General features: G+C 63.3%; 17 protein-coding genes and 2 pseudogenes. 5 read left to right on the top strand and 14 right to left on the bottom strand.

What is annotated here, in order from left to right:
- Window positions 1-78 precede the first annotated feature (78 nt).
- Both NXT3_RS17025 and NXT3_RS17020 read right to left on the bottom strand, forming a co-directional pair.
- Window positions 79-534 carry an NfeD family protein gene (locus tag NXT3_RS17025; protein ID WP_104839739.1) on the bottom strand — a complete coding sequence of 152 codons (456 nt, stop codon included), beginning with the start codon at window positions 532-534 and terminating at the stop codon, window positions 79-81.
- Window positions 535-544: 10 nt separating this feature from the next.
- Window positions 545-1,537, bottom strand: coding sequence for an SPFH domain-containing protein (locus NXT3_RS17020; RefSeq protein WP_104839738.1), 993 nt, complete (start codon window positions 1,535-1,537; stop codon window positions 545-547).
- A gap of 197 nt (window positions 1,538-1,734) precedes the next feature.
- Between NXT3_RS17020 and NXT3_RS17015 the strand changes: the two genes are divergently transcribed.
- Both NXT3_RS17015 and NXT3_RS33265 read left to right on the top strand, forming a co-directional pair.
- Window positions 1,735-3,621, top strand: a complete 1,887-nt coding sequence (locus NXT3_RS17015; RefSeq protein WP_104839737.1) for a diguanylate cyclase — start codon at window positions 1,735-1,737, stop codon at window positions 3,619-3,621.
- A 158-nt stretch (window positions 3,622-3,779) separates the two neighbouring features.
- Window positions 3,780-4,955, top strand: a pseudogene (locus NXT3_RS33265) (amidohydrolase family protein).
- A 5-nt stretch (window positions 4,956-4,960) separates the two neighbouring features.
- On the opposite strand, the gene NXT3_RS32435 reads toward NXT3_RS33265, so the two are convergent.
- The 9 genes and pseudogenes from NXT3_RS32435 to NXT3_RS16975 all read right to left on the bottom strand — a co-directional run bounded on the left by NXT3_RS32435 (window position 4,961) and on the right by NXT3_RS16975 (window position 14,131).
- Window positions 4,961-5,386, bottom strand: a complete 426-nt coding sequence (locus NXT3_RS32435) for a hypothetical protein (RefSeq protein WP_234828059.1) — start codon at window positions 5,384-5,386, stop codon at window positions 4,961-4,963.
- Between the two features lie 15 nt (window positions 5,387-5,401).
- Window positions 5,402-5,935 (bottom strand): MFS transporter, encoded by a 534-nt coding sequence (locus NXT3_RS32430; RefSeq protein ID WP_234828058.1) that lies wholly within the window; start codon window positions 5,933-5,935, stop codon window positions 5,402-5,404.
- The gene (locus NXT3_RS32425; protein WP_234828057.1) at window positions 5,932-6,573 is read right to left on the bottom strand and encodes an MFS transporter; all 642 of its coding nucleotides are present in this window, start codon (window positions 6,571-6,573) and stop codon (window positions 5,932-5,934) included. The genes NXT3_RS32430 and NXT3_RS32425 overlap by 4 nt, the downstream gene beginning before the upstream one ends.
- A 58-nt stretch (window positions 6,574-6,631) precedes the next feature.
- Window positions 6,632-7,466: pseudogene (gene glsA / locus NXT3_RS17000) on the bottom strand (glutaminase A).
- A gap of 242 nt (window positions 7,467-7,708) precedes the next feature.
- Window positions 7,709-8,746 (bottom strand): ferrochelatase, encoded by a 1,038-nt coding sequence (hemH, locus tag NXT3_RS16995; protein WP_097526676.1) that lies wholly within the window; start codon window positions 8,744-8,746, stop codon window positions 7,709-7,711.
- Window positions 8,747-8,861: 115 nt separating this feature from the next.
- Window positions 8,862-10,739 (bottom strand): bifunctional metallophosphatase/5'-nucleotidase, encoded by a 1,878-nt coding sequence (locus NXT3_RS16990; RefSeq protein ID WP_104840021.1) that lies wholly within the window; start codon window positions 10,737-10,739, stop codon window positions 8,862-8,864.
- Between the two features lie 224 nt (window positions 10,740-10,963).
- Complete coding sequence (gene omp10 / locus NXT3_RS16985; protein WP_037420246.1) at window positions 10,964-11,329, bottom strand: outer membrane lipoprotein Omp10; 366 nt, start codon at window positions 11,327-11,329, stop codon at window positions 10,964-10,966.
- A gap of 294 nt (window positions 11,330-11,623) precedes the next feature.
- On the bottom strand, window positions 11,624-13,075 hold the full coding sequence (locus NXT3_RS16980) for a homospermidine synthase (RefSeq protein ID WP_104839736.1): 1,452 nt from the start codon (window positions 13,073-13,075) through the stop codon (window positions 11,624-11,626).
- Window positions 13,076-13,219: 144 nt separating this feature from the next.
- Window positions 13,220-14,131 carry a heme-dependent oxidative N-demethylase family protein gene (locus tag NXT3_RS16975; RefSeq protein WP_097539762.1) on the bottom strand — a complete coding sequence of 304 codons (912 nt, stop codon included), beginning with the start codon at window positions 14,129-14,131 and terminating at the stop codon, window positions 13,220-13,222.
- 117 nt (window positions 14,132-14,248) lie between these two features.
- Between NXT3_RS16975 and NXT3_RS16970 the strand changes: the two genes are divergently transcribed.
- Window positions 14,249-15,199, top strand: coding sequence for a GGDEF domain-containing protein (locus NXT3_RS16970; protein WP_097539761.1), 951 nt, complete (start codon window positions 14,249-14,251; stop codon window positions 15,197-15,199).
- On the opposite strand, the gene NXT3_RS16965 is transcribed toward NXT3_RS16970, so the two are convergent.
- The 3 genes from NXT3_RS16965 to NXT3_RS16955 are packed head-to-tail and all read right to left on the bottom strand — an operon-like array spanning window position 15,164 to window position 18,849.
- On the bottom strand, window positions 15,164-15,790 hold the full coding sequence (locus NXT3_RS16965) for an aminotransferase class IV family protein (RefSeq protein WP_097526673.1): 627 nt from the start codon (window positions 15,788-15,790) through the stop codon (window positions 15,164-15,166). The genes NXT3_RS16970 and NXT3_RS16965 overlap by 36 nt on opposite strands.
- Window positions 15,787-16,944, bottom strand: coding sequence for an aminodeoxychorismate synthase component I (locus NXT3_RS16960; RefSeq protein WP_104839735.1), 1,158 nt, complete (start codon window positions 16,942-16,944; stop codon window positions 15,787-15,789). Before NXT3_RS16960 ends, NXT3_RS16965 begins: the two co-directional genes overlap by 4 nt.
- 36 nt (window positions 16,945-16,980) lie before the next feature.
- Complete coding sequence (locus NXT3_RS16955) at window positions 16,981-18,849, bottom strand: M3 family oligoendopeptidase (protein WP_097526671.1); 1,869 nt, start codon at window positions 18,847-18,849, stop codon at window positions 16,981-16,983.
- 184 nt (window positions 18,850-19,033) lie between these two features.
- Between NXT3_RS16955 and NXT3_RS16950 the strand changes: the two genes are divergently transcribed.
- Both NXT3_RS16950 and NXT3_RS16945 read left to right on the top strand, forming a co-directional pair.
- Window positions 19,034-20,575 carry a sigma-54-dependent transcriptional regulator gene (locus NXT3_RS16950; RefSeq protein WP_104839734.1) on the top strand — a complete coding sequence of 514 codons (1,542 nt, stop codon included), beginning with the start codon at window positions 19,034-19,036 and terminating at the stop codon, window positions 20,573-20,575.
- Between the two features lie 180 nt (window positions 20,576-20,755).
- Window positions 20,756-22,594: a peptidoglycan L,D-endopeptidase MepK gene (locus NXT3_RS16945; RefSeq protein WP_104839733.1), complete on the top strand. Its 1,839-nt coding sequence runs from the start codon at window positions 20,756-20,758 to the stop codon at window positions 22,592-22,594.
- Window positions 22,595-22,664: the final 70 nt, after the last annotated feature.

Genomic DNA, 22,664 nt, shown 5'->3' with positions numbered 1-22,664 from the left:
CAATCGTTTCGCAATCGTAAAGGCACGTGGTTAAGCAATCGTTTCTGAAGCGAAATCAGCCATGAAGATGCGAGGGTTTCAGGCTTGCTCGACGGTCAACTGGCGGCCGCTGCTTGCGACGATGCGCACGCGGGCGCCGGCGGGCAGATCCGGTCCTTCGACCAGCCAGGTCGTATCGTCGAGGCGGACGCGGCCGCGGCCTTCGGCAATCGGCTGCTCGAGCACGGCCGTGCGGCCGACGAGGCTTTCGCCTCGCCTGTTGAGGAGGGGCTCGTCGCTTTCCGACGAGGAGACGACGAAGCGGCGCCCGATCACCACGGAGACGAGCGCGAGCAGCGAGAAGGTGACGAGCTGCACCTCCCAGACCCACAAGGCCGTGTCCCACAGGAGGAGCGACAGGACGCCGGTCAAAAGCGCCGCAAGCGCGATCCAGACGAGGAACACGCCCGGCAAGATCACTTCCGCCGCCAGCAGCAGGAGGCCCAGGACCCACCAGTTCCAGGGGCCGAGCTCGAAGGCGATGCGCTCGATCATCGACCGATCCTCACGCGTTCTCGGCGGGGCCCGGCGCCGGGCCGGTGCGCGGCGTCGACTGGCGCGGGCGAGAAGGAGCGGGCGGCTGCCCGTCGCCGAAGACTTCGCGGGCGATCGCGCCGATGCCGCCGAGCGAACCGATCAGCGAGGAGGCTTCCATCGGCATCAGGACGATCTTCTGGTTGTTGGCGGTGCCGATCGAAGCCAAGGCTTCCGTGTACTTCTGCGCGACGAAATAGTTGATCGCCTGCACGTCGCCGGCGGCGATCGCTTCGGAGACCATGCGGGTCGCCTTGGCTTCCGCTTCCGCCAGGCGCTCGCGCGCTTCCGCCTCGCGATAGGCAGCTTCCCGCTGCCCCTCCGCCTCGAGGATCGCCGATTGCTTGGCGCCTTCGGCGCGCAGGATCTGCGCGTTCCTGGCGCCTTCCGCTTCGAGCACCTGCGCGCGCTTCTCGCGCTCCGCCTTCATCTGCCGGGCCATCGCCTCGACGAGGTCGGTCGGCGGGGCGATATCCTTGATCTCGACGCGAGTGATCTTGATGCCCCAGGGATTGGCCGCTTCGTCGACGACGCGCAGCAGCCGGTCGTTGATCGTGTCGCGGTTGGAAAGCAGCTCGTAGAGATCCATCGAGCCCATGACTGAGCGGATATTGGTCATCGTCAGGTTGAGGAGGGCGTTTTCAAGATTGGCGACCTGATAGGCGGCCTGGGCGGGGTTCAGCACCTGATAAAAGGCGACCGCATCGGCCGATACGCTGGCATTGTCCTTGGTGATGACCTCCTGGGTCGGAACGTCGAGCACCTGCTCCATCACATTCATCTTCGCGCCGATGCGATCGAAGTAGGGGATGATGAAATTCAGACCGGGATCGAGGGTCTTGATATATCGTCCGAAGCGCTCGATCGTGTAACGGTAACCCTGTGGAACCGTCTTGATCCCGGCGAAAAGCGTCAGGAAAACGAGAACGACGAGCGCAATGACCGCATAATCCAAGCCGCCCAAGGTCAATCCTCCCTCTTTGCAGCTCCAGACCTGGAGTGCTGCCCGGCCTATGACGTGGCGATTCGCGGGAATAATTCAAGCGAAAGTATCTTTCTGCGTTTGCTACTGCCCGGTGCCGGTTCGAACTTAATAAAGCTCAAACCAGTTGTCGTTTAAGGTCGGTCTTCTACAGGTGATGAAAGGCCGAACGCAGCGCGATGAATGGCATTTGGGGGCAGTTTGTTGGCAACCTTGCATTTGTAAGCCTGTCGATTTCGATCTGGGCGCATCTGTCGATCTGGCTCCGCCGGCGGTTTGCCGGACACGAGAAAATCCTGTTCGGGCTGATGGCCGGCATCGCCTCTATCGGCTCGATCCTGCTGGCCGTGGAATTCAGTTCCGGCATCCATATGGACCTGCGCTACGCACCGCTGGCACTGGCCGGTATGTTCGGCGGTCCGCTCGCGGCGGCCATCGGCGCAACCCTGGCGGCTATTTTCCGGATCGCGCTCGGCGGTGTCGGCGCACCCGATGGCGTGGTGGCGATCATCGCCCTCACGGGCATGGGCCTTAGCGTCAATCTGTTGATGAAGAAGAGATCGCCGACCCTTCTGCATGTCGTCGTGCTCGGCGCGGCGGTCGGAATCCTGCTGGTCGTGCTGATGGCGGTGCTGCCCACTCTGTCGAAAAGCCATGCTTTGGCGACAATGGGTCTGCCCATGGCGGCGATGAATTGCACTGCGACCATTGTTTGCGGCTTCATCGTGCTGACGACCCAGCACCTGGAACTCGAGCGCAGAATGCTCGAGACGGCGTTCTCGCAATCGCCCGACTATCTCTACGTGAAGGACAGGGACAGCCGCTTCATCACCGTCAACGAGAACATGATCCGCCTCTACCGTATGAGGACGACGGCCGAGATGGTGGGTTTGTCGGATTTCGATCTCCATCCGCGACGGCTCGCCGAGGAGCTTTACCATCGCGAGCAGGAGGTGATGCGCACGGGCGTGCCCCTTATCGATTCCCTCGAACACATCGAGGGCCGCGACCTGCTCGCCTCCAAGGTGCCTCTCCGCGACAGGGAGGGACGGGTGATCGGGCTGGCGGGCGTAACCCGGGACATTACCGAACGCACCGCGCTCGAGCGGGAACTCAGGGAAAGCAAGAACCTGCTCTCCCATGCGATGGCGGGGATGTCCGACGGCTTCGCGATGTTCGACAGGGATGGCTATCTCCTCTTCTGCAACGAGCAATACCGCAGCGCTTTTCCGCTGTCGGGCAGAGCCCGGGTGATCGGTGCGCATATCAGCGACATTGTCCGCTGCGTCGCCGAAACCCGAGAGCGGCTCAACGTGCCTTACGAATCCGTGGATGAATGGATCAGTGAGGCGACTTCCACGTTGCACTGCAACAAGGACGAAGAGGTTCAGCATCAGAACGGCGACTGGCACAGCATCAGGACAAGGCTTGCGCCCGGCGGGACCGCGATGGTGGTCGTCTCGGACATCACCGTCATGAAACAGGCCGAAATGGCACTCAGGCTTTCGGCCGAGCAGTTGAAGAACCTGGCGGAGACGGACGGCTTGACCGGCCTTGTCAACCGCCGCGCCTTCGATGAAGCCTTCGTGCGCGAGGCGGCGAGATGCGCCAGGATCAATACGCCGCTCAGCCTCCTGATGATCGATATCGATCGCTTCAAGGCTTACAACGATACTTACGGACATCCGGCCGGCGATCAGTGCCTGCGTCTTGTCAGCAAGTGCCTTCTGAATTCCGCGCAACGGCCGGCGGATATCGTCGCCCGTTACGGTGGCGAGGAATTTGTCGTGCTGCTGCCGGACACCGACGACAAGGCGGCCGCCATCGTTGCCGAGAAATTCGCCGGTCTGCTCGGCGAGGAGAAAGTCGTCCATGCGCAAAGCGAGTTTGGATCTGTCACGGCAAGCATCGGCATAGCCTCGGCAATCGGGCATATCCTGCAGGCCGAGCCGGGCCGCCTGCTGTCGGAGGCGGACGCCGCTCTTTACGAAGCCAAGATGCTGGGTCGCAATCGCATTCTCGCGCGTGTGCTCGCCGACGCGGCGGACGTCAGGTTGGCAGGCTAGGCGCAGACCTCGGAGCCAGCGGCAAGGCTTTCCGGCTCAACGATCAGGATCTGATGCGGCGCGTATCATGCGTGCGCATACACGCGGTATTGGATATTCCGCTCACCCAACGAAAGTCTGGCCATGGTCTTCTGATGACGTGAAACCGGAGCGGCGTCATGATTCGGGTGGGTACCAAGTATCAACACCTCGTGCACGGCACTGGCTGCGGCTGCTTCAGCCCCGTTTTACAGCAAGCATCGCGCCGCTTGGAAGAATTTTCCCGCAGGAGCTTTCTTGCTTGTGCGGGTGCCGCGGCCGCCACCGGGATAATGCCTGGGCCATCCTTCGCCCAGGGACCCGCCTCCAAGGTTCTCTTGAGCAAAATCCGGTTGTTCGATGGCAAGTCCAACCTTTGCGGGCCGGGGTTCAGGTCCTGATCGAGGGCAACAGATGCGACGAACAGGGCTCCGCCGTTCGACGCGACCGTGATCGATTGCGGCGATCGCGTTCTGATGCCGGGCATGATCGATGCGCACTGCACACGCTGTATGCCGCAGTTCCCTTGACGGTCATAGCGACTTGCGATCTAGGCTTCGTGTTCTCCGCCTCCACGGCCGAAGCGGAACGGACACTCCTGCGCGGCTTTACCGCCGTCCGTGACCTGGGCAGTCCCGTCTTCTCTTTCAAGCAGGCGATCGACAGCGGCGTGATACCGGGTCCGCGCCTTCGGCGAGGAGGAACTCCGTGCGGCGATTGACGTTGCCCGGGACTGGAACACCCACGTCACTGTCCATGCCTATGCCCCGAACACAGTCCAGCGGGCGATCGCGGCGGAAGTGCGCTGCATCGAGCATACGCATCTGATGGACGAGGAGACGGCAAGGCTCATGGCCGACAAGGAAGTCTGGCTCAGCACCCAGCCTTTCCTGTCGACGAAGGATATCGCCCCGCAGGCACGGCCATCGGCCGAACGCATGCAGCAGGTCTTTGCCGGAACACCGAGAACCTACGAGCTGGTTCGTAAGCACGGGATCAAGGCGGCATGGGTGTCGGATGTGCTGTTCTCCCCTGAAGTGACGCGGCGCCAGGGCATCATGCTCACCCATCTCAGCCGCTGGTACACCAACGCCGAAACGCACCGTATGGCGACATCGGTCAATGCGGAACTGCTGGCGCTCTCCAATCTTCGCACGCCTTTTCCGGGCAAGCTCGGCGTCATACAGGAAGGCGCGCTCGCCGATATCCTGGTTCTCAATGGCAATCCGCTCGAGGACATCCGCCTGATCGAAGATCCGGAGAAAAACGTGGCCGTCGTCATGAAAGACGGCCGGGTTCGTAAGAACGCGCTGTAGCGCCTTCAACCCTCGGGGATCTCGCCCGGCCGATAGTTGGGCAGCTTGCCGGCCGGCAGGATCGTCAGGAGAGCGAGCCCGGCCATCATCAGGAAGCCGAGCTTGAGAGCCCGCAGCCTCGCCTCTGTGTTGATGCGAAGCGCCTCGGCCTTCTGCTCGGGCGTCGCGGTGGTGGCCGCGACTATGCTCCCGAGTCTTTCGTTGCTGACAAAGGTGATGCTGTCGAGGTTCACCTGCGACTGGATCTCGATCGGCAGCGTGGGGTTTTCCGCAAGCTGGCGCATGACCGCCGAACTCAGCAGACCGACAAGCAAGGCACCGGCGACGGCAGTGCCGACGGCGGCGGCAAGGTTGTTTGCCGTCCCCCGGAGCGAACCGACGTCGCCAGCCAGTTCCTTGGGCGAGGACGTGACCAGGACATTGAACAGCAAGGTTACGAGCGACCCCTAGCCGATGCCGAAGAGCACCAGTCCGAAGAGCACGGGAATGGAACTCCAGTCGTTGCGCACGACAAAGGCGAGCCAGATGAGCGCTACGGCACAGAGCCCAAACCCCAAACGGCCGATCTGTCGTGGCGTGACCCTGCCGTAGAAACGGACGATCAGCATGGCAGCGAAGAACACTGTCAGATTGAACGGCAGCATGGCGACGGCGGTAGCGAGCGGCGAACGACCTTGTACGATCTGGATGTAGAGCGGCACCGAAAAGTTGAGGGCGGCCTCGAGCGCGACCACGGAAAGCATGGCGAAGACGGCCGCGCGCTCCTGTGGTGAATCCAGCACGGCGAGCGGCAGAAGAGGGGTGCGATTGGCCGTCTCGCGGCGCCGCGTCCACAGCAGAAATCCCTGGCCGAGCACGATGCCGATGAGAATCAGGATCGGTGCCGGCGACAGGCCAAGCACGTTGAACGGTGCAGTCGGCCGAGCCAGAGCAAGTCCCCAACCGTTCAGATTGTTGAAGCCGAAGCTGATTAGAATCATGCGGCAAGCAGCACGCCGAGGAAGTCGATCCGCACCTCAGGGCGACCGTGATCTGGCTTGAGCCGGAAGCTCAGCAGCAGGACGAGCGCCGAGACGGCGATCAGGATTCCGAAGACCGGCCGCCAGCCGATATAGGTGCCGAGCACGCCGCCGATCAGGAATGCCAGCACGCCGGCGCCTGCCCGGGCCGATCCCAATGCGCCCAAGGCCGTCGCCTGCTGGGTGCCGTGGTAGTTTTCGGCGATCAAGGCGATGAGGACGGGAACGATGACGGCGCCGGCGGCACCGCACAGCGCCTGCGCAGTGATCATGGCCGTCGCGTTTGGGCTGAAGGTCATGAGAACCTGCGCCAGTCCAAACACAATGACAGCCAGCCGGAAGACGCGCAGCGTACCGAACCGCTGTACGAGCTTTGCACCCAGCATGACAAAGCCCGCGACGATCATCGAGTAGGCAACGATGCCGGTGGCTACCACCGTCGGTGCAAACTGGAAACTTTCGACCATGCCGCCAAGCGCGACGGGCAAGGACGCCACATTGAAAGACATGATCGCCTGGCCGAATGCAATCGCGACCATGGGAATCCAGGAGGCTCGCTCTTCCGCAAGTTCCTGCTGGGCGGATGTCGTCGCGGCCATAGATAGTCCCCTTTGGACCTGGCGATTTCTTCAGCTAGCTGAAGCGGCGCGCCGGCCATCAACCGGGCGGTGACATCAACAGATCGAGCCCGAGCCGTTGTGACAGGAATTGCGCCACCAATTGTCCCTTGACGCTGTTGCCCGCCTCGTCGAGAGGCGGCGCGAAGGTGCCGAGACCCCCTTTTCCGGGCGAGACAGTAACGATGCCGCCGCCGATTCCGCTTTTGCCCGGCAGCCCGATCTCGTAGAGCCAGTCCCCGGAGGTCTCGTAGAGGCCGGCGGTCAGCATGACCGCCAAGGCATAGTGACAGACTTCGGGTCTGACGATCTGTTCGCGCGTCAGCGGATTGAAGCCGCCATGCGCGAGCGTTGCGCCCATGACGGCGAGATCTTTGGCGCTGACGTTCAGCGAGCAATGCCGGGTATAGAGCTCCGTCGCCTCCATGGGATCGCAATAGATGCGGCCGAGGCTTTCCAGCATCCAGGCAATGCTCCGGTTCCGGGAGTTTGTCCGGGAAGCGGAGTCATAGACTTATCGTTGACGGACAGCTGCCTTCCGGCAAAGCGAGACAGGCCCTCGCTGATGAAGCGCCATTTCGCTTCCTCGGTCTCTCCCGGCACCAGGCTCGTCGTGGCGATGGCTCCGGCATTGACCATCGGATTGCTGCGGCCCTCCGCGTTGCGCTCGGTCCCGGCAACGGAGTGAAGGCGTAGCCGGTCGCATTCACGCCCAGCCGCTCACGCGCGCCGGTGGCGCCGATCACATCGCAGATCAGAGCGAAGATGAACGGCTTGGAGACGCTCATGAGGGTGAATTCATGTTCCGCGTCTCCGACGGCGAACACGCGCCCGTCAACGCTCACGACGCAAATGCCGAAGAGATTGCTCGGCACGTGGGCCAGGGCCGGATAGACTTGGGAGTTCTGTCCCAGCGCGACGGAGGCAAAGCGTTCGTGGGCCTGCGTGACCAGGCGTGCGACATGATCGGACGGCGGAAGGCTCCCTGTCGAGACATAGGAGCTTTGCGGGTCGAAGAGGGGATCCAGTAGCTCCACGTGCCCTCCTCAGCGGTCGGGCGACCAATGCTACGTTCAACTCAGCGGTGTATTCTACATCAGAAGAAAGGGCGCTGCAACTACAGCCAGCCCTCGAGTTCACGGCGCACGACGTGGTTGAGCACGGCCATGCCTTCGGCGCTGTCGTTCAGACAGGGGATATGGGCGAACTTCTCGCCGCCATTGTGATGGAAGCTTTCGGCCGCCTGGCCGGCGATTTCTTCCAGCGTCTCCAGACAATCGGAAACGAAGCCCGGATTGATGACGGCGATGCGCTTGACGCCGTCCTTGGCGAGCCTCTCGACCGTCGCGTCCGTATAGGGCTGCAGCCATTCCTCCGGTCCAAAGCGCGACTGGAAGGTCACCTGCAGCTTCTCCTTCGACCAGCCGAGCCTCTCGCGCAAGAGCCGCGCCGTCTTCTGACAATGGCAATAATAGGGATCGCCAAGCTCGAAATAGCTTTTCGGAATGCCGTGGAACGACGCCAGAACGACCTCCGGCTGCCAGTCGAGCCTTGCCAGGTGGCGCTCGATCGACGTGGCGAGCGCGTCGATATAGACCGGGTCGTCGTGGTAAGGAGGGACGGTGCGCAACGCCGGCTGCCAGCGCATCTTCAACAGCGCCTCGAAGGCCTTGTCGTTGACCGTAGCGGTCGTTGCCGCTGCATATTGCGGGTAGAGCGGAAATACCAGGATGCGCTCGCAGCCCTGCTTTTGCAGCGCCTCCATGCGCGAGGCGATCGAAGGCTGGCCGTAGCGCATCGCCCAATCGACGACGACGTGCGGGCGATCGGCGAAGCCTTCGGCCATCAGTGCGGCCTGGTTGCGCGTGTAGGTTCTGAGCCAGCTTTCGTTGAGCGCCCTGTTCCAGATCAGCTCATAGGCCTTGCCGACCTTCTGCGGGCGCGTGTTGAGCACGATGCCGTAGAGGATCGGGTACCAGAAGAGGCGCGACCATTCGATGACGCGGCGGTCGCTGAGGAACTCCTTGAGGTAGCGGCGCATGGAAGCGTAATCGGTGCCGTCCGGCGTGCCGAGATTGACCAGCAGGACGCCGACCTTCCCCGATTTAACGGCGGGGTGAGCAGCGGCGGTCGGTTCGGCAACTAGGTCTGTCATCGTCTTCCTCACGGGCGTTTATATGTTTAGCAGCGCCTCTGTTTTCAAATCCTTCTAAAAAGAAAAGCCGGCGCGGGAAAGCCCGCACCGGCCTTTGCCACAGAGGCAAATTGTCTTACTTCGCCGGAATCTCCAGTTCCCTCCCGATCTCGAGCGCGCGCGGGGCCGGATCGCCATTGGCTGCCGCGATTTTCTTCCACTCGAAGCCGTTGCCGTAGAAGGACTCGGCCAAATCCCAGAGCGTGTCGCCCCGGGCGATGACGTGCTTCTGCGGTCCGCCAGCGGCCGATGCGGTTCCGCCCGATGGCTGGGCGGCGGGTGCCGCGGCAGCGCCTTCGGCCGGCTTGGTTTCGGCAGCCGGTTCCGCCGGCGTCGTGCCGGCCGCAGCGGCGACCTCCGAAATGCGGCCGTCCGTATAGGGTTTGAACGGCTGATGCGCCGCAAGATAGTCTGCCAGCACCGTTTCGAGACCCGGACCGTAGTCGTAGGCGTTCTCGCCCTTGGATTTGAAGACCGCGTAGCCGTCGCCGCCGCCGCGCATGAAATTGTTGCTGACGAGCGAATAAGTCTTTTCCGGATCGAGCGGCTTGAAGGCGTCACCCTCCTTCACCTGGATCGAAACAAGGCGGCTGCCGGCGGGCTTTGAACGATCGAAGGAGAATTTGAGGCCGGCCACTTGCGGGAACCGCCCGCCGCCTTCCTCGACCTGGCTGACGCCGTTCTCCAGCGCCGCGCGGATATCGGCACCCTTCAACTGGAAGGTCGCGACGGTGTTCTGGAAGGGCAGCACCGTGATCACTTCGCCCATCGTCACGTCGCCGGCGTCGATCGAGGCCCTCAGGCCACCGCCATTGGTGATGGCGATCGTCACGCCCTGGCCCTTGACGCGGTCGAGCAGGGCATCGGCGACGAGACTGCCCATCTCGCATTCCTTCGCCCGGCAATTCTCGCGCGATCCGTCGATCGGCGCTTCCGTTTTGGCGACGATCTTCGTGCGCAGTTCTTCGATCGGCTTAGCGAGCTCCTTGACGCGCGCGACCACTGCCTCATCCGGCTTGATGGAGAAATCGACTAGGATCGGATCGCCCTTGGCGGCCTTGACGACGCCGCTGTCGTCGAACGTGACGACGAGGTCGCCGAGATACTTGCTGTAGGAGCCCGCCTGGACCACCGGCACCTTGTAGCCGCCGGGGTTGTCGACCATCGTCGGATAGGGGCCTTCGGCCTTCTCGTCGGTGTTGGAGAGGAGGCTGTGGGAATGGCCGCCGACCACGACGTCCACATCCGGGATCTTGGCGATCGCTGCGAGGTCGCGCGGATAGCCGACATGCGTCAGCGCGACGATCTTGTTAAGGCCCTGTTTCTTCAGCTCGTCGACGGCGCTGGTGATCGTCGCCACGTCCTCGCCGATCAGGATGTCCGGGCCCGGCGAGGAGAGCTCCGGCGTGTCGTTGGCGACCGCGCCGACAATGCCGATCTTCTGGCCGCCGAGGTCGAGCACGATCGACGGCTTGATACGGTCGCCGATCTTCGACTTGTGGCTAGGAAGAACATTGGCGGTGACGACGGGGAACTTGACCTTGTCGAGGAAGCTCGCGAGACCGTCCTCGGCTTCGTCGAACTCGTGGTTGCCGACGGTCATCGCGTCGAACTTCATCAGGTTCAGGAATTCCGCTTCCGCCGCGCCCTTATAGGTGGTGAAGAACAGCGATCCTTGAAAGTTGTCGCCGGCATTGAGCAGAAGCACGTTCTTGCCGGTAAGCTCCTGGCGCTTATGGTCGATCAGCGTCTTCAGACGGGCGACGCCGCCGAAGCACTCGTTCTTGCCTTCCTCCTCGGCCGAGCAGGTCGAATCGAACTTGTTGATCGACTCGATGCGCGAGTGCAGATCGTTGATATGCAGGATGTTCAATTCGTAATCGGCGAAGGCGGCGCCCGATGAAAGGGCGAGAAGGGATGCGGTGATGAGGCCGGTCCGCATGGATTTGATCATGATGTTCTCCTGTTGCCTGTCGTCTTCAGCCGATTGCAGGCCCCAGTCGGAAATCATCGCCCGGCCGAGGCATTTCAGCAGGCCGGATGTTTTCATCAGTCGCGCCGGACTTCAAGCGCTAAACACGTCTCTTCTTTGCCGGATTCCAAGTAGGGTTAAGCCGGCTCAGAAACAAAGAAGCCTCCGGTCGGAGGCTTCTTTGACATGCATTGTCGGATCTCTGCTCAGCCCTGGCGGGCGAGCGAGAATTGGGCGCCTGCATCCGTCGTGCAGTTCAGCTGCGCCGGTGATACGAGCGCGCAGTTGACCCTGGATTGGGTATTCCTGACCAGAGAGGTCATGTTGATCTCGACGAGCGTCGGGCTGACATTCACATAGGTGCCGGAAGCGAGAAGCTGGTTGGTGTCGGTGGTGCGCGTCGAGAAGGTGCCGCCGGCAAAGGTAGAGATAATGCCGTTCGGATCGACCCAGGCGCCCTCCACGCCGCTCGCCCGCGCCTGCGGCGCCTGGCGGATTTCCCTCGGAGACGACTGGCAGGATGCAAGCGCCGTGGCGGTTGCGAGAATGGTCAGTATGGCGAGTGGCTTCATCGGCGTTTCTCCCGCGTCACGAGTTGAAGCGGAATGCAAACGCAATGCCGCTACAGACTTCTGTTCGCCCCGCTCTACCGCATAATTCGCTCCGCCGGAACCGGCTTGACGGCAAATTGAGCAGCGGAACAGCGTTCCAGGGCGACTTTGTACGCCGGGCGTTGCGCCCAAGCCGCAGGAGGCTTTCGATTTCGCCGTTCAGTTGTGAGCTGCAAGCAAGAGGAGGAAGCGGCGCCGCGGCGCGACAATCATGGTCGGGGCGCCCGGAGCCAGCGAGCTCCGGGCGCAATCGGCTTAGCGGACAAGGATGTTCTTGAACTGCCAGGGGTCCTTGGTGTCGATGTCTTCCGGGAAGAGGCCGGGCCGGCCGTCGAGCGGCGTCCAATCGGTGTAGTGGCCTTCGACCGGACCGAGATAGGGAAGCTGCACTTCGAGGCAGCGCCTGTAGTCCATCTCGTCGGCCTCGACGATGCCGGCCTTCGGGTTCTCCAGCGCCCAGACCATGCCGGCGAGAACGGCGCTCGTCACCTGCAGGCCGGTGGCGTTCTGATAGGGGGCGATGCGGCGGGTTTCCTCCAGCGACAGGCGCGAGCCGTACCAGTAGGCGTTCTTTTCGTGGCCGTAGAGCAGCACGCCGAGTTCGTCGATGCCGTCCTCGAGTTCCGTCTCGTCGAGCACGTGGTGCACCGGTTGCGGCGTGCCGCCGTTGCCGAACATTTCGTGCAGCGACAGGACCGCGTCGTTGGCCGGATGATAGGCATAGTGGCAGGTCGGCCGATAGGTGACTTCGCCGTTCTTGTCGCGGGCGGTGAAGAAGTCGGCGATCGAGATCGATTCGTTATGGGTGACGAGGAAGCCGTATTGCGGACCCGGCGTCGGGCACCAGCTGCGCACGCGGGTGTTGGCGCCCGGCTGCTCGAGGTAGATCGCCGCCTGGCAACCCTTCTTGTGTCTCCTAGCGTTCTTCGGCATCCAGTTCTCATGGGTGCCCCAGCCGAGTTCGGCCGGCTGCATGCCTTCCGAGATGAAGCCTTCGACCGACCAGGTGTTCCAGAAGACGTTGAGCGGCTTCGGGTGCTTGGTGCGCTGGGTGTCGCGCTCGGCGATGTGGATGCCCTTGACGCCGGCCTTCTTCATCAGCTTGGCCCAGTCTTCACGGTCGTCCTGGTGCGGTTCCTCGTATTTGAGGCCGAGATCGTCGGCGAGGTTGAGGAGCGCCTTCTTGACGAACCAGGAGACCATGCCCGGATTGGCGCCGCAGGTCGAAATCGCCGTGGTGCCGCCTGGGTTCTTTTCCTTCTCGCGGCGCACCGTCTCGCGCAGCGCGTAGTTGGTGCGCGCGGCGTTGTCCATCTCGGAGTCGAAATAGAAGCCGAGCCACGGCTCGACGACCGTGTCGATGTAGAGTACGTCGAGCTTGCGGCAGAGCTTGATGATGTCGAGCGACGAGGTGTCGACCGAGAGGTTGACGCAGAAGCCCTGGCCGCCGCCTTCGGACAGGAGCGGCTTCAGCAGTTCCTTGTAATTGTCCTTAGTCACGGCGGCGCGGACGTGGCGGACGCCGTGGCGGGCAAAAATCTCCGTGTCCTTGGCGTCTTCACGGGGCTCCACCACGATCAGCCGGCTCTTGTCGTATTTGAAGTGGCGCTCGATCAGCGGCAAGGTGCCGTGGCCGATCGAACCGAAGCCGATCATCACGATCGGGCCGGTAATCTCGCCATAGACCGGGTAGCTGGTGTCTGCCATTTTTGCGTCTCTCCTGACAAAACGTCTCTGATGCTGCTTGAATGCGCGCGGAACAGCGCGCTTCGGAATCTCGCGTGAGGCCCTAGAGCATAGTTTCGTGTCACAATAAAGGGCCGGCGGGTCAACCGCGATTTCGGATATTGCTTAACCGGCTATCGATAGGAGGGCCGAGATCAGCGCCTCCCGCTTGCTGACGAGGCCCTTGTAGGCCGCCTGCGGCGGCGTCAGGTCGTTCAACTGTCCGATGAAGACGCGGGCAAGAGCGGCCGCGTCGGGCCTGTTTCTGAGCGCGGCAACCGGGTCGGAATAGATGCGGATGGTGAAGACGATCGCGCCGGTTCGCGGCAGCTTGCGAAGCGTCTGCCTCTCGACGCGAATGAAGGTGCCGTCCTCGGTCAGGTGGACGGCCTCGGCGCCGATGCCCTCGGCCTTCGATTTCGGCAGATGCAGCGCGCCGTCGACATTGACCGCCCAGTTGAAGCGCTCGACGAAGCGGGCCGGCGAGAGATTGTCGAACATGCGGGCGATCAGCTCCGCATTGCGGCTTCCGCGCTCGAAGCCAGGCACCGGGGCGTGAATTTCGTCGAGCGTCCGGCCGAACTTCTCACGGAGAGACCAGGACGACGGAAAGGCGACATAGGCGGCGGTAAGCCGCCATTCGCCGGCCTTGCGTTCGAGGATCGCCAGATCATCCTGGATCAGCGAGCCGGCGATGACGAGAGGAACGTCGTCGTCGAACGCAACGCGGCGGCCGCCGGCGATCATCGTGCCGTTTTCCCGCCGATAAAGCTCGGGGTAGCGGTGCTGGAGGTAGTCGGTCAGAAGATCGAGCAATTCCCACTGGGCAGTGTCGGTCCCGTCCTCGGCCGCGAAGACCTCTTGGCGGCTTGTGGCAAGCAGCCTCGCCTTTTCGCTGAGATAAAAGTCCAGCGCCTCGTCCGGCTCGATCCAGCGATCGGGGTCGAGCTGCGTGAGCCCGATCGTGAAGGGCTTCGACGAACCGTCATAAGGTGTGTGCTTCATGTGCGAATTCGGCACGTTCTGCGACTTAGCCATTTTCCCTTGGTTTCACATGTTGTACGACTTGCCGCAAGCTTTTCGTGCTATAGCTTTAGTTGATCCGTCCGCTTCGCGCCGTGATTGATTTGTTGTTCAAGCTGGAGCAGACCAACCGTGACCGGTGATTACCTCAAGGCCCTGATGGGTTTGCAAGCCCGATCGCCCGTGCTGATCTCGCTCTACGATCAGCACGATCGGCTGCGCTTTGCCAATTCGGCATTCCGTTCCACTTTTCATGTCGGCGCCGACGAGTCGCCGACATGGGAAGAGATCATGCGCCGCAATCACGCGGCAGGCCGGGGCGCAATGCTCGGGATCGACGACATCGAGACCTGGATCGCCACGGCGCTCGCGCGGCGCCGCAGCGTGCCGTCTCGTGCGTCGGAAGCCGAACTGCATGACGGGCGGTCGCTGTGGGTGACCGAGACCGTTGACGAAAAGGGCTGGACGCTCTCCATGGCGGTCGACGTGACCGGGATACGGGAGGAGGAGCGCAAGCACCGGAAGGACAGGGATTTCGCCTTGCGGGATTCGCCGGTGGAGGAACTGGTCCACGTCCCCGACCGCCGCCATACGCTCGGGAAGCTTGCCGAGTTCATCCAGGACTGCGCCGAGAATCCGCAGATGTGGGGTTGCGTGGCGATTGTCGACATCGACTATTTCAAGGCGATCAACGACCGTTACGGCCCGCAGCGCGCCGACGAGGTCCTGCTCGACTTCGCACGCCAGATGCAAGGCTTCGTCCGCCGCTCCGACTGCTTCGGCCGCATCGGCGGCGAGGCGTTCATGCTGATCCTGCCCGATACGACGGTCAGCGAGTCGAACCTCATCCTCGATCGCCTTTTGGAGAAGATACGAGGCGCCAGGCCGCTCTCCAACATTCCGGAGTTTTACTACACGTGTTCGGTCGGGCTTGCGGAGTATCGCGACGGCGACAAGGTCAGCGATATCTATTCCCGCGCCAACCAGGCGCTCCATCTGGCGAAGCGCGAGGGCCGCGACCGGGTGAAGCGCTACACCCTGCCAGGCTCAGACCACGAGTTCCGCCCGGATCAGACCTCGTAGTGAATTGCCGACATAGAGACGGCCGCGCCGAAGGTCGGCAGCCGACAGCCGCGCCACTCGCGCGCGCCGCTGGCAGATGAGTTCGCTGCGCAGCACGCCGGCGAGCAGACCACAGGCGATCGGCGGCGTCTGCAATATGCCGTCGCCGTCGTCGAGAAAGATCGAGGTGATCGTCCCCTCGCAGATCTCGCCCTTCTCGTTCAGCAGCACCACCTCGTCGGCCTCGGCCGAGGAAAACTCGCTGCGCGCCGTTTCGTAGGCGCCGCGCCGCGTCGTCTTCATGCGAAGCAGCCGGTCCGAAGAATCGAGCCGGGTCGAAGCGATCCGGACACGCCACAGCGCATCGGCCGACAGCGGCACGAACGGCGCGGTCGTAACCGCTATGGCACCCTCGCGGTCGAGCGTAAGGCGGACGCGCAAAGCGCCGCGCGAGTTGCGGACTGCCTCGAACAGCCGCTCCTCGGCCTCCGCGGTGCCGGCAAAACCGAGACGCCTCGCGGACCGCGTCAGTCGGGCAAGGTGCAGCCTAAGGCGGACGAAGCCGGCCTCCGGTTCGTAGCGCAGGGTCTCGATCAGCGAGAAATCCGTCATCGGTCGATCTCGGCGTCGCCGACGGCGAAACGCGCCTTCAAGAGGCACTCGTCGTATTCGGCCTCGACCTTGGAATCGAAGACGATGCCGCCGCCGACATTGAAGATGGCGCGGCCGTCGGGAAATACCGAAATCGTCCGGATCGCCACATTGAAGCGCATGACGCCGTTCGGCGCGATGAAGCCGATCGCCCCGCAATAGGCATCGCGAGGGCCGGATTCCAGCTCGTGCAGGATTTCCATCGCCCGCATTTTCGGCGCGCCGGTCACGGAGCCGCACGGAAAAAGGGCGGCGAAGATGTCGGCGATCGTAATGTCCGGCAGGAGCTTGGCCCGAACATGGCTCACCATCTGATGAACGGTCGGGTAGGTCTCGATCTCGAAGAGCTTCGGCACATCGAGCGTACCGACCGCGGTGACGCGGGAGATGTCGTTGCGCAGCAGGTCGACGATCATCCGGTTTTCGGCCTGGGTTTTCTCGTCTTCGCGCATCTCGGCGATGATCGCCGCGTCCTCCTCAGCGGTCGCCCCGCGTGGTGCCGTGCCCTTCATCGGATGCGTCTCGATCCAGCCGTCCGCATCGACACGGAAGAAGAGCTCGGGCGAGCGCGACAGCAGGAGCGGCCCGTCGAGCGCCACGAGTGCCCCGTATTTCACCGGCTGGCGTTCGATCAGCGACCAGAAGGCGGCGCGCGGGTCGCCGGACCAGCGCGCGTGGATCGGCATCGTCAGGTTCGCCTGGTAGCAATCGCCCCGTCGCAGGTGCTGGTGCAGCCGCTCGAAGCGTTGGCGATAGGCAGGAAGATCCCAGCCGGCGCGGGCCTGGGAAAGGAACGGTTCGTTTTCCAGGCGTCGGCGCGGCTCGGCGAGGGGGTGGCCTTCCGCCGGCGCGTCGAAGACACCAAAGGACATCAGCGGCGTCTCGCGGTTTTCCTCGGCGAAGGGCGTGAGCTTTTCCTCGAAGAGATGGCCCGCCTCATAGGCCATATAGCCGGCGAGCCATTTGCCGGCACGGCGGGCAGCCTCGAGTTCTGAAAGTCCGCGGCGGAACTCTGCCCGCGTGCGCGCCGTGATCACGCGCGACGGCTCAGCGAAGACTGTCGTGCAGTCTTCGCTGTCGTCCCGGAAGAGGACAAAGGGCCCGTGTTCGATCATCTAAAGCCGTCGCTGTCAGTCGCCGTCCTGGCTGGATCACGCCCTATCAAGCGCTTCCAGCTCGTCGATCAGGCCCTCAATCATCGACAGCCCCTGTGCCCAGAACGACGGATCGGCGGCATCGAGCCCGAAGGGCGCCAGGAGTTCGGAATGATGCTTGGTTCCGCCGGCCTTCAGGAGCTCGAAATACTTCTGCTGGAAGCCGCTTTCGGCGTTGCGATAGACGGCATAGAGCGAGTTCACCAGGCAATCGCCGAAGGCATAGGCATAGACATAGAAGGGCGAGTGGATGAAATGCGGGATATAGGCCCAGTAGGTCTCATAGCCCTCCGAAATCCGGATGGCCGGCCCGAGGCTTTCGCTTTGCACCGAAAGCCAAAGTTCGCCGAGATCGTCGGCCGTCAGTTCGCCCTGCTTGCGCGCCGTGTGGACCTTGCGTTCGAACTCGTAGAAGGCGATTTGCCGCACCACCGTGTTGATCATGTCCTCGACCTTCTGGGCGAGCATCGCCTTGCGCTCGCGCTTGTCCTTGGTGCTGTCGAGCAGCGCGCGGAAGGTCAGCATCTCGCCGAAGACGGAGGCGGTTTCGGCGAGCGTCAGCGGCGTCGACGCCATTAGCGCGCCCTGGCCACCGGCAAGCACCTGGTGGACGCCATGGCCGAGCTCATGGGCTAGCGTCATCACGTCGCGCGGCTTGCCCATATAGTTGACGAGCACGTAAGGATGGACGGACGGAACCGTTGGATGGGCGAAGGCGCCGGGGGCCTTGCCCGGCCGCACCGGCGCGTCGATCCAGCGGTCTTCGAAGAAGCGCCGGGCGATCGAAGCCATTTCCGGCGCGAAGCCGTGATAGGCGGATAGGACCGTGTCCTTCGCCTCGGCCCACGGGATCAGCGCGGTCGGCGTTTCCGGCAGTGGCGCGTTGCGGTCCCAGAACTCCATCTGTTCCATGCCGAGCCACTTGGCCTTCAGCGCGTAATAGCGATGCGACAGACGCGGATAGGCAGTCTTGACCGCCGCAGCGAGCGCGTCCACCACTTCACGCTCGACCCGGTTGGCGAGATGGCGGCTGTCGGCGATGTCCTCGAAGCCGCGCCAGCGGTCCGAGATCTCCTTGTCCTTGGCGAGCGTATTGGTAACGAGGGTAAAGGTGCGGATATTCGCCTTGAAAGTTTCGGCCAGCGCCATGGCTGCCTTCTTGCGGTTTTCGGAGGACGGATCCTGCAGGAGGTTCAAGGTCACCTCGAGCGGCAGCGCTTCGCCATCGACCGAAAAGGTGAGCGAGGCGATCGTCTCGTCGAACAGCCGGTTGAATGCACTTGCCCCGGTCATCGATTTTTCGAGGAAAAGCTGCTCGAGCTTGTCGTCGAGTTGGTAGGGCTTGTCCTTGCGCAGGTCGAGAATCCAGGGCTTGTAGTGGGCAGCGAGGCTGTCCGCCTCGAGCGCCGCATCAATCACCTTGTCGTCGATCCGATTGAGTTCCAGCGAGAAGAACAACAGATGCGCCGATATGTCGGTGAGCTTCGATTGGACGTCGCCATAGAGTTTGCCGTTCGCCGGATTGGACGTATCGGAGAAATAGGTGAGGCCGGCGAAGGAGGCGATGCGGCCCATCAGGTCCTCGAGCGCCTCGAACTCCTTGACGGCCGCGCCGACGCCTTGATCGCCCGTCCTGCCGGCGGCCTCCGCGAGCTTGCCCTTCCACTTGTTCTCGAAGGCGAGCGCGTCGGATTCCGCCTTTGCGAGGTCGGAGCGGAACTCGTCGGAGGTGGCCGAGGCGTAGAGATCCTCGAGCCGCCAGGTGGGCAACTCGCCGAGATCTGCCGCCGGGCGGGCCGCCTGCCCGGCCGGCGTGAGCAGTGGAGAGGGACCGACGGCGGCGAGAAGGGGCGAGGCGAGGGTCATCGGCGGTTCTCTCCTTTTGACTATGGAAGGCAGCGATATGGGGCGCATTGCTACCGCCCGCAATGGCTAAAATGCAAGCATTTCTCAAAACACGATGTTCAGCCCTTTATGGCACGAATGGCTGGCATGATTTGGCACATGAGGCTGGCCAAAGAGTACCGCGTGTCCTGAGCAGGAGGCTTTCGTGACATCCCATATTCTTGTCATCGACGACGATCCGGTGCAGCGCCGTTTGCTGACGAACATGATCGAGCGGCTCGGCCATGTCGCGCATCTCGCCGACAACGGGCGCAGCGGGCTCGAACTGTTGGAACGCAAGGGCGGCATGATCAACCTCATCCTGCTCGATCTGTTGATGCCGGAGATGAATGGCCACGGCTTTCTCGAGGCGCTTGCCGAACGCGGTATCGACACGCCGGTCATCGTCCAGACCGGGCAGGGCGGCATCGAGACGGTCGTGCAGGCGATGCAGGCGGGCGCCTTCGACTTCCTCGTCAAGCCTGTCTCGCCGGAGCGGCTGTCGATCGCCATCGGCAACGTGCTGAAGATGGCGAGCCGCGACGGGCGGGTCAAAACCTCTCGCCGGCCGCGCGGCGGCGCCGTCGGTTTCGACGATATCGTTTCGGCGAGCCCGGCGATGATCCGGGTGCTCGACCTGGCGCGCCGCGCCGCGCAATCGAATATCCCGATCGTGCTCGAGGGTGAATCCGGCGTCGGCAAGGAGATGGTTGCGCGGGCGATCCAGGCGGCAAGCGACCGGGCCGGCAAGCCCTTCGTCACCGTCAACTGCGGTGCCATCCCGCACAATCTCGTGGAGAGCATCCTCTTCGGCCATGAGAAGGGGGCGTTCACCGGCGCGACCGAAAAGCACAGCGGCAAATTCGTCGATGCGGACGGTGGCACGCTCTTCCTCGACGAGATCGGCGACCTGCCGCTCGAGGTTCAGGTGAAGCTGCTGCGCGCCGTCCAGCAGGGCGAGATCGAGACGGTCGGCGCGCGCCAGCCGCAGCGGGTCAGTGTGCGGCTGATCTCGGCCACCAATAAGGATCTGATCAACGAGGTGCGCGAAGGGCGCTTCCGCGAGGACCTCTACTATCGCCTCAACGTCTTCCCGATCACCATCCCGGCGCTCCGCCGGCGCAAGGAGGACATTCCCGTCCTGGTGCGCGCCTTCGTCGAGCGATTCACCGCTGAGCAGAGGCTCAACCACCCCTTGACGGTTTCGAACGGGGCGATGGCGCTGCTGACCGCCTATGACTGGCCCGGCAACATCCGCCAGCTCGAAAACGCCATCTTCCGCGCCGTCGTGCTTGCCGACGGCGGCGACCTCACCGTCAAGGACTTTCCGCAGATCGCCACCCAGATACCGGGCTATGTCGTTGCCGACCGTGGCGGGCTCTCCTGGGGCGAGGCGGGTCCGGACCGCCGCGCGGCTCCCGCCCCTGCGACCGTTCACGTTCCGCGCGCTGAACCTCAGGAAAAGTCCGACTCGTTCGGCGCGGTTTCCGAAGGACGGTTCGAGAACGCCATCGCCAGCGTCGATCAGGGCGGCGAAGTGCGCAAGCTTGCCGAGGTCGAGGAGGAACTGATTCGGTTTGCGCTGAAGTTCTATCGCGGCCAGATGAGCCAAGTGGCCCGCAAACTCGGCATCGGGCGCTCGACGCTCTACCGAAAACTCAAGGATTACGGCATCGATCCCGACAATCCACTGCGCGAAGCGGCATAAAATCGACGCATTCACACCTCATTTGCCGTCCAATTCAGTCACCGCCGTTTAGACCTTGTTAGGAAACTGTTCACTATATTATAAGGGGCGGTGACTACTGTGGCATATTTGCCATGCTGTCACCTTATTTGACAGTCATCTGAGACAGCAAAGCACGGTTGTCCGTCGAACGGGGATTGAATGCCAAATTTGTTCGGTTTGGGGGGACCCATCGGTTCCTTGACGCGCAGACTCTGCTCGGCGATCACCCGTAAGGGGCCGCAGATTCTCGCCTCCATTGCCTTGACGTGCTCCCTCGTCACTCCCGGAATGGCGCCGCCGGTCGAGGCCGCCGGCCAGACGCGGACGCTGAAGCTCTATTTCATCCATACCAAGGAAAAGGCGCAGATCACCTTCAAGCGCAACGGCCGTTACGATGCGAAGGGCCTGCAGCAGATCAACCGGTTCCTGCGCGACTGGCGGCGAAACGAGCCGACCAAGATGGACCCGCGCCTCCTAGACCTCATCTGGGAAGTCTACCAGAAGAGCGGTTCACGCGACTATATCCACGTCGTCTCTGCCTATCGCTCGCCCGCCACCAACGGCATGTTGCGATCCCGTTCGAAGGGCGTCGCCAAGAAGAGCCAGCACATGCTCGGCAAGGCGATGGACTTCTACCTGCCCGACGTGAGGCTCAAGACGCTGCGCGAGATCGGCATGAAGTTCCAGGTCGGCGGCGTCGGCTATTATCCGACCTCCGGATCGCCCTTCGTGCACATGGACGTCGGCGGCGTGCGCGCCTGGCCGCGCATGACCCGCAACGAGCTCGCCCGCCTCTTCCCCGATGGCAAGACGATGCACATTCCCGCCGACGGCAAGCCGCTACCGGGCTTCCAACAGGCGGTTGCCGATTACAAGCGGCGCGTCGGCGCGTCGGCGATCGAGGTGGCCGGCGGCGGCGCGAAGGGGCCGGGCGACGTTGGCACCGGGAAGCGCCGCAATCTCTTCGCCGCGCTCTTCGGCGGCGGCGGGGACGAGGATGAAGAACCGACGGCGATTGCCGCCGGCGCGGGCGAAGGCGGCGACGAGGGAGTTCCGGCCAAGGCCCAGACCGCCTCGGCGCCGGCCGATCAGGAGGCGCTGCCGGGTGTCGCCGGTTCGGTCGCCGGTGCGCCGGCCGACGATCAGCAGAATATCAACGCGCCCGTGCCCGCCGTGCGACCGGCCTTCAAGAATGCGCCGGCCGAAAGCGGCGTAGCGGTCGCGCTCGTTGCACCGGAAAAGAACAGCGCCCAGGAGGCGCTCGCCGCGGCCATGCCGCAGACCGGGCAAACGCCATCGGAATATGCGGATCTCAGCACGCTGAAGGTGCCGGTCCCGCAGATGCGTGAGAACACGCTCATGGCCGGCGAAACGCTCGTGGCCTCCGCCGACGGCCAGACGGCCGAACTCGGCTTCGTGCCGGTGCCGGGAATGCGTCCGGCCGGACAGGCTGCGCTCGCCGCCGTCGCCGCGGCCGATGTCACCGCCCCGCTCGTTGAGGAGCGCCCGGTCGCGGCCGCATCCGTGGCCGAGACGATCGCCATGGCCCGGCCGCCTGAAACGCGTGTCGCGCTCGCTACCCCGACGGTCGACGAGCATGCTGCACCGGCGGTCCAAATGGCCGCCTATGCGCCGCAGCCCGACAGCAGCTCGCGGGCCTCGATCTTCGACAGCGCCTTCGACACCGAGGCGGACCTGCCTTCGAAGGGCGCGCGCCCGAAGCGGCAGGATGCGGAAGCAGCAAGCCGCTCGTCCGTTCGGACTGAGCCGAAGCTGACGAAGAAGATCATTTCCGAATGGGCGCTTTCGACCGGCCGCGTCGCCACGCTGTCGAAGCCAGTCAAAGCGCCGCGCTTCGTCAGCAGCTCGCTCAGGGCCGCGCCGACGACCGTCTATGCGGCCGGCTTCAACAGCAATGTCGGCGCCACGGTCGATACGGCTCGCTTCAGCGGCACTGCGGTGAATTTCATGGAAGTGAAGAAGTTCAGTACCAACTGAGGTCCTTCTCCCGGACACAGAAAAAGCCCGCCAGGTCTGAACTGACCGGCGGGCTTTTTCATTCAGCCTG

This window comes from Sinorhizobium fredii (assembly GCF_002944405.1).
GTDB classification, from domain to species: domain Bacteria; phylum Pseudomonadota; class Alphaproteobacteria; order Rhizobiales; family Rhizobiaceae; genus Sinorhizobium; species Sinorhizobium fredii_C.
The sequence above is the reverse complement of the archived record's forward strand: the minus strand, read 5'-3'. Positions and strand labels throughout refer to the sequence as shown.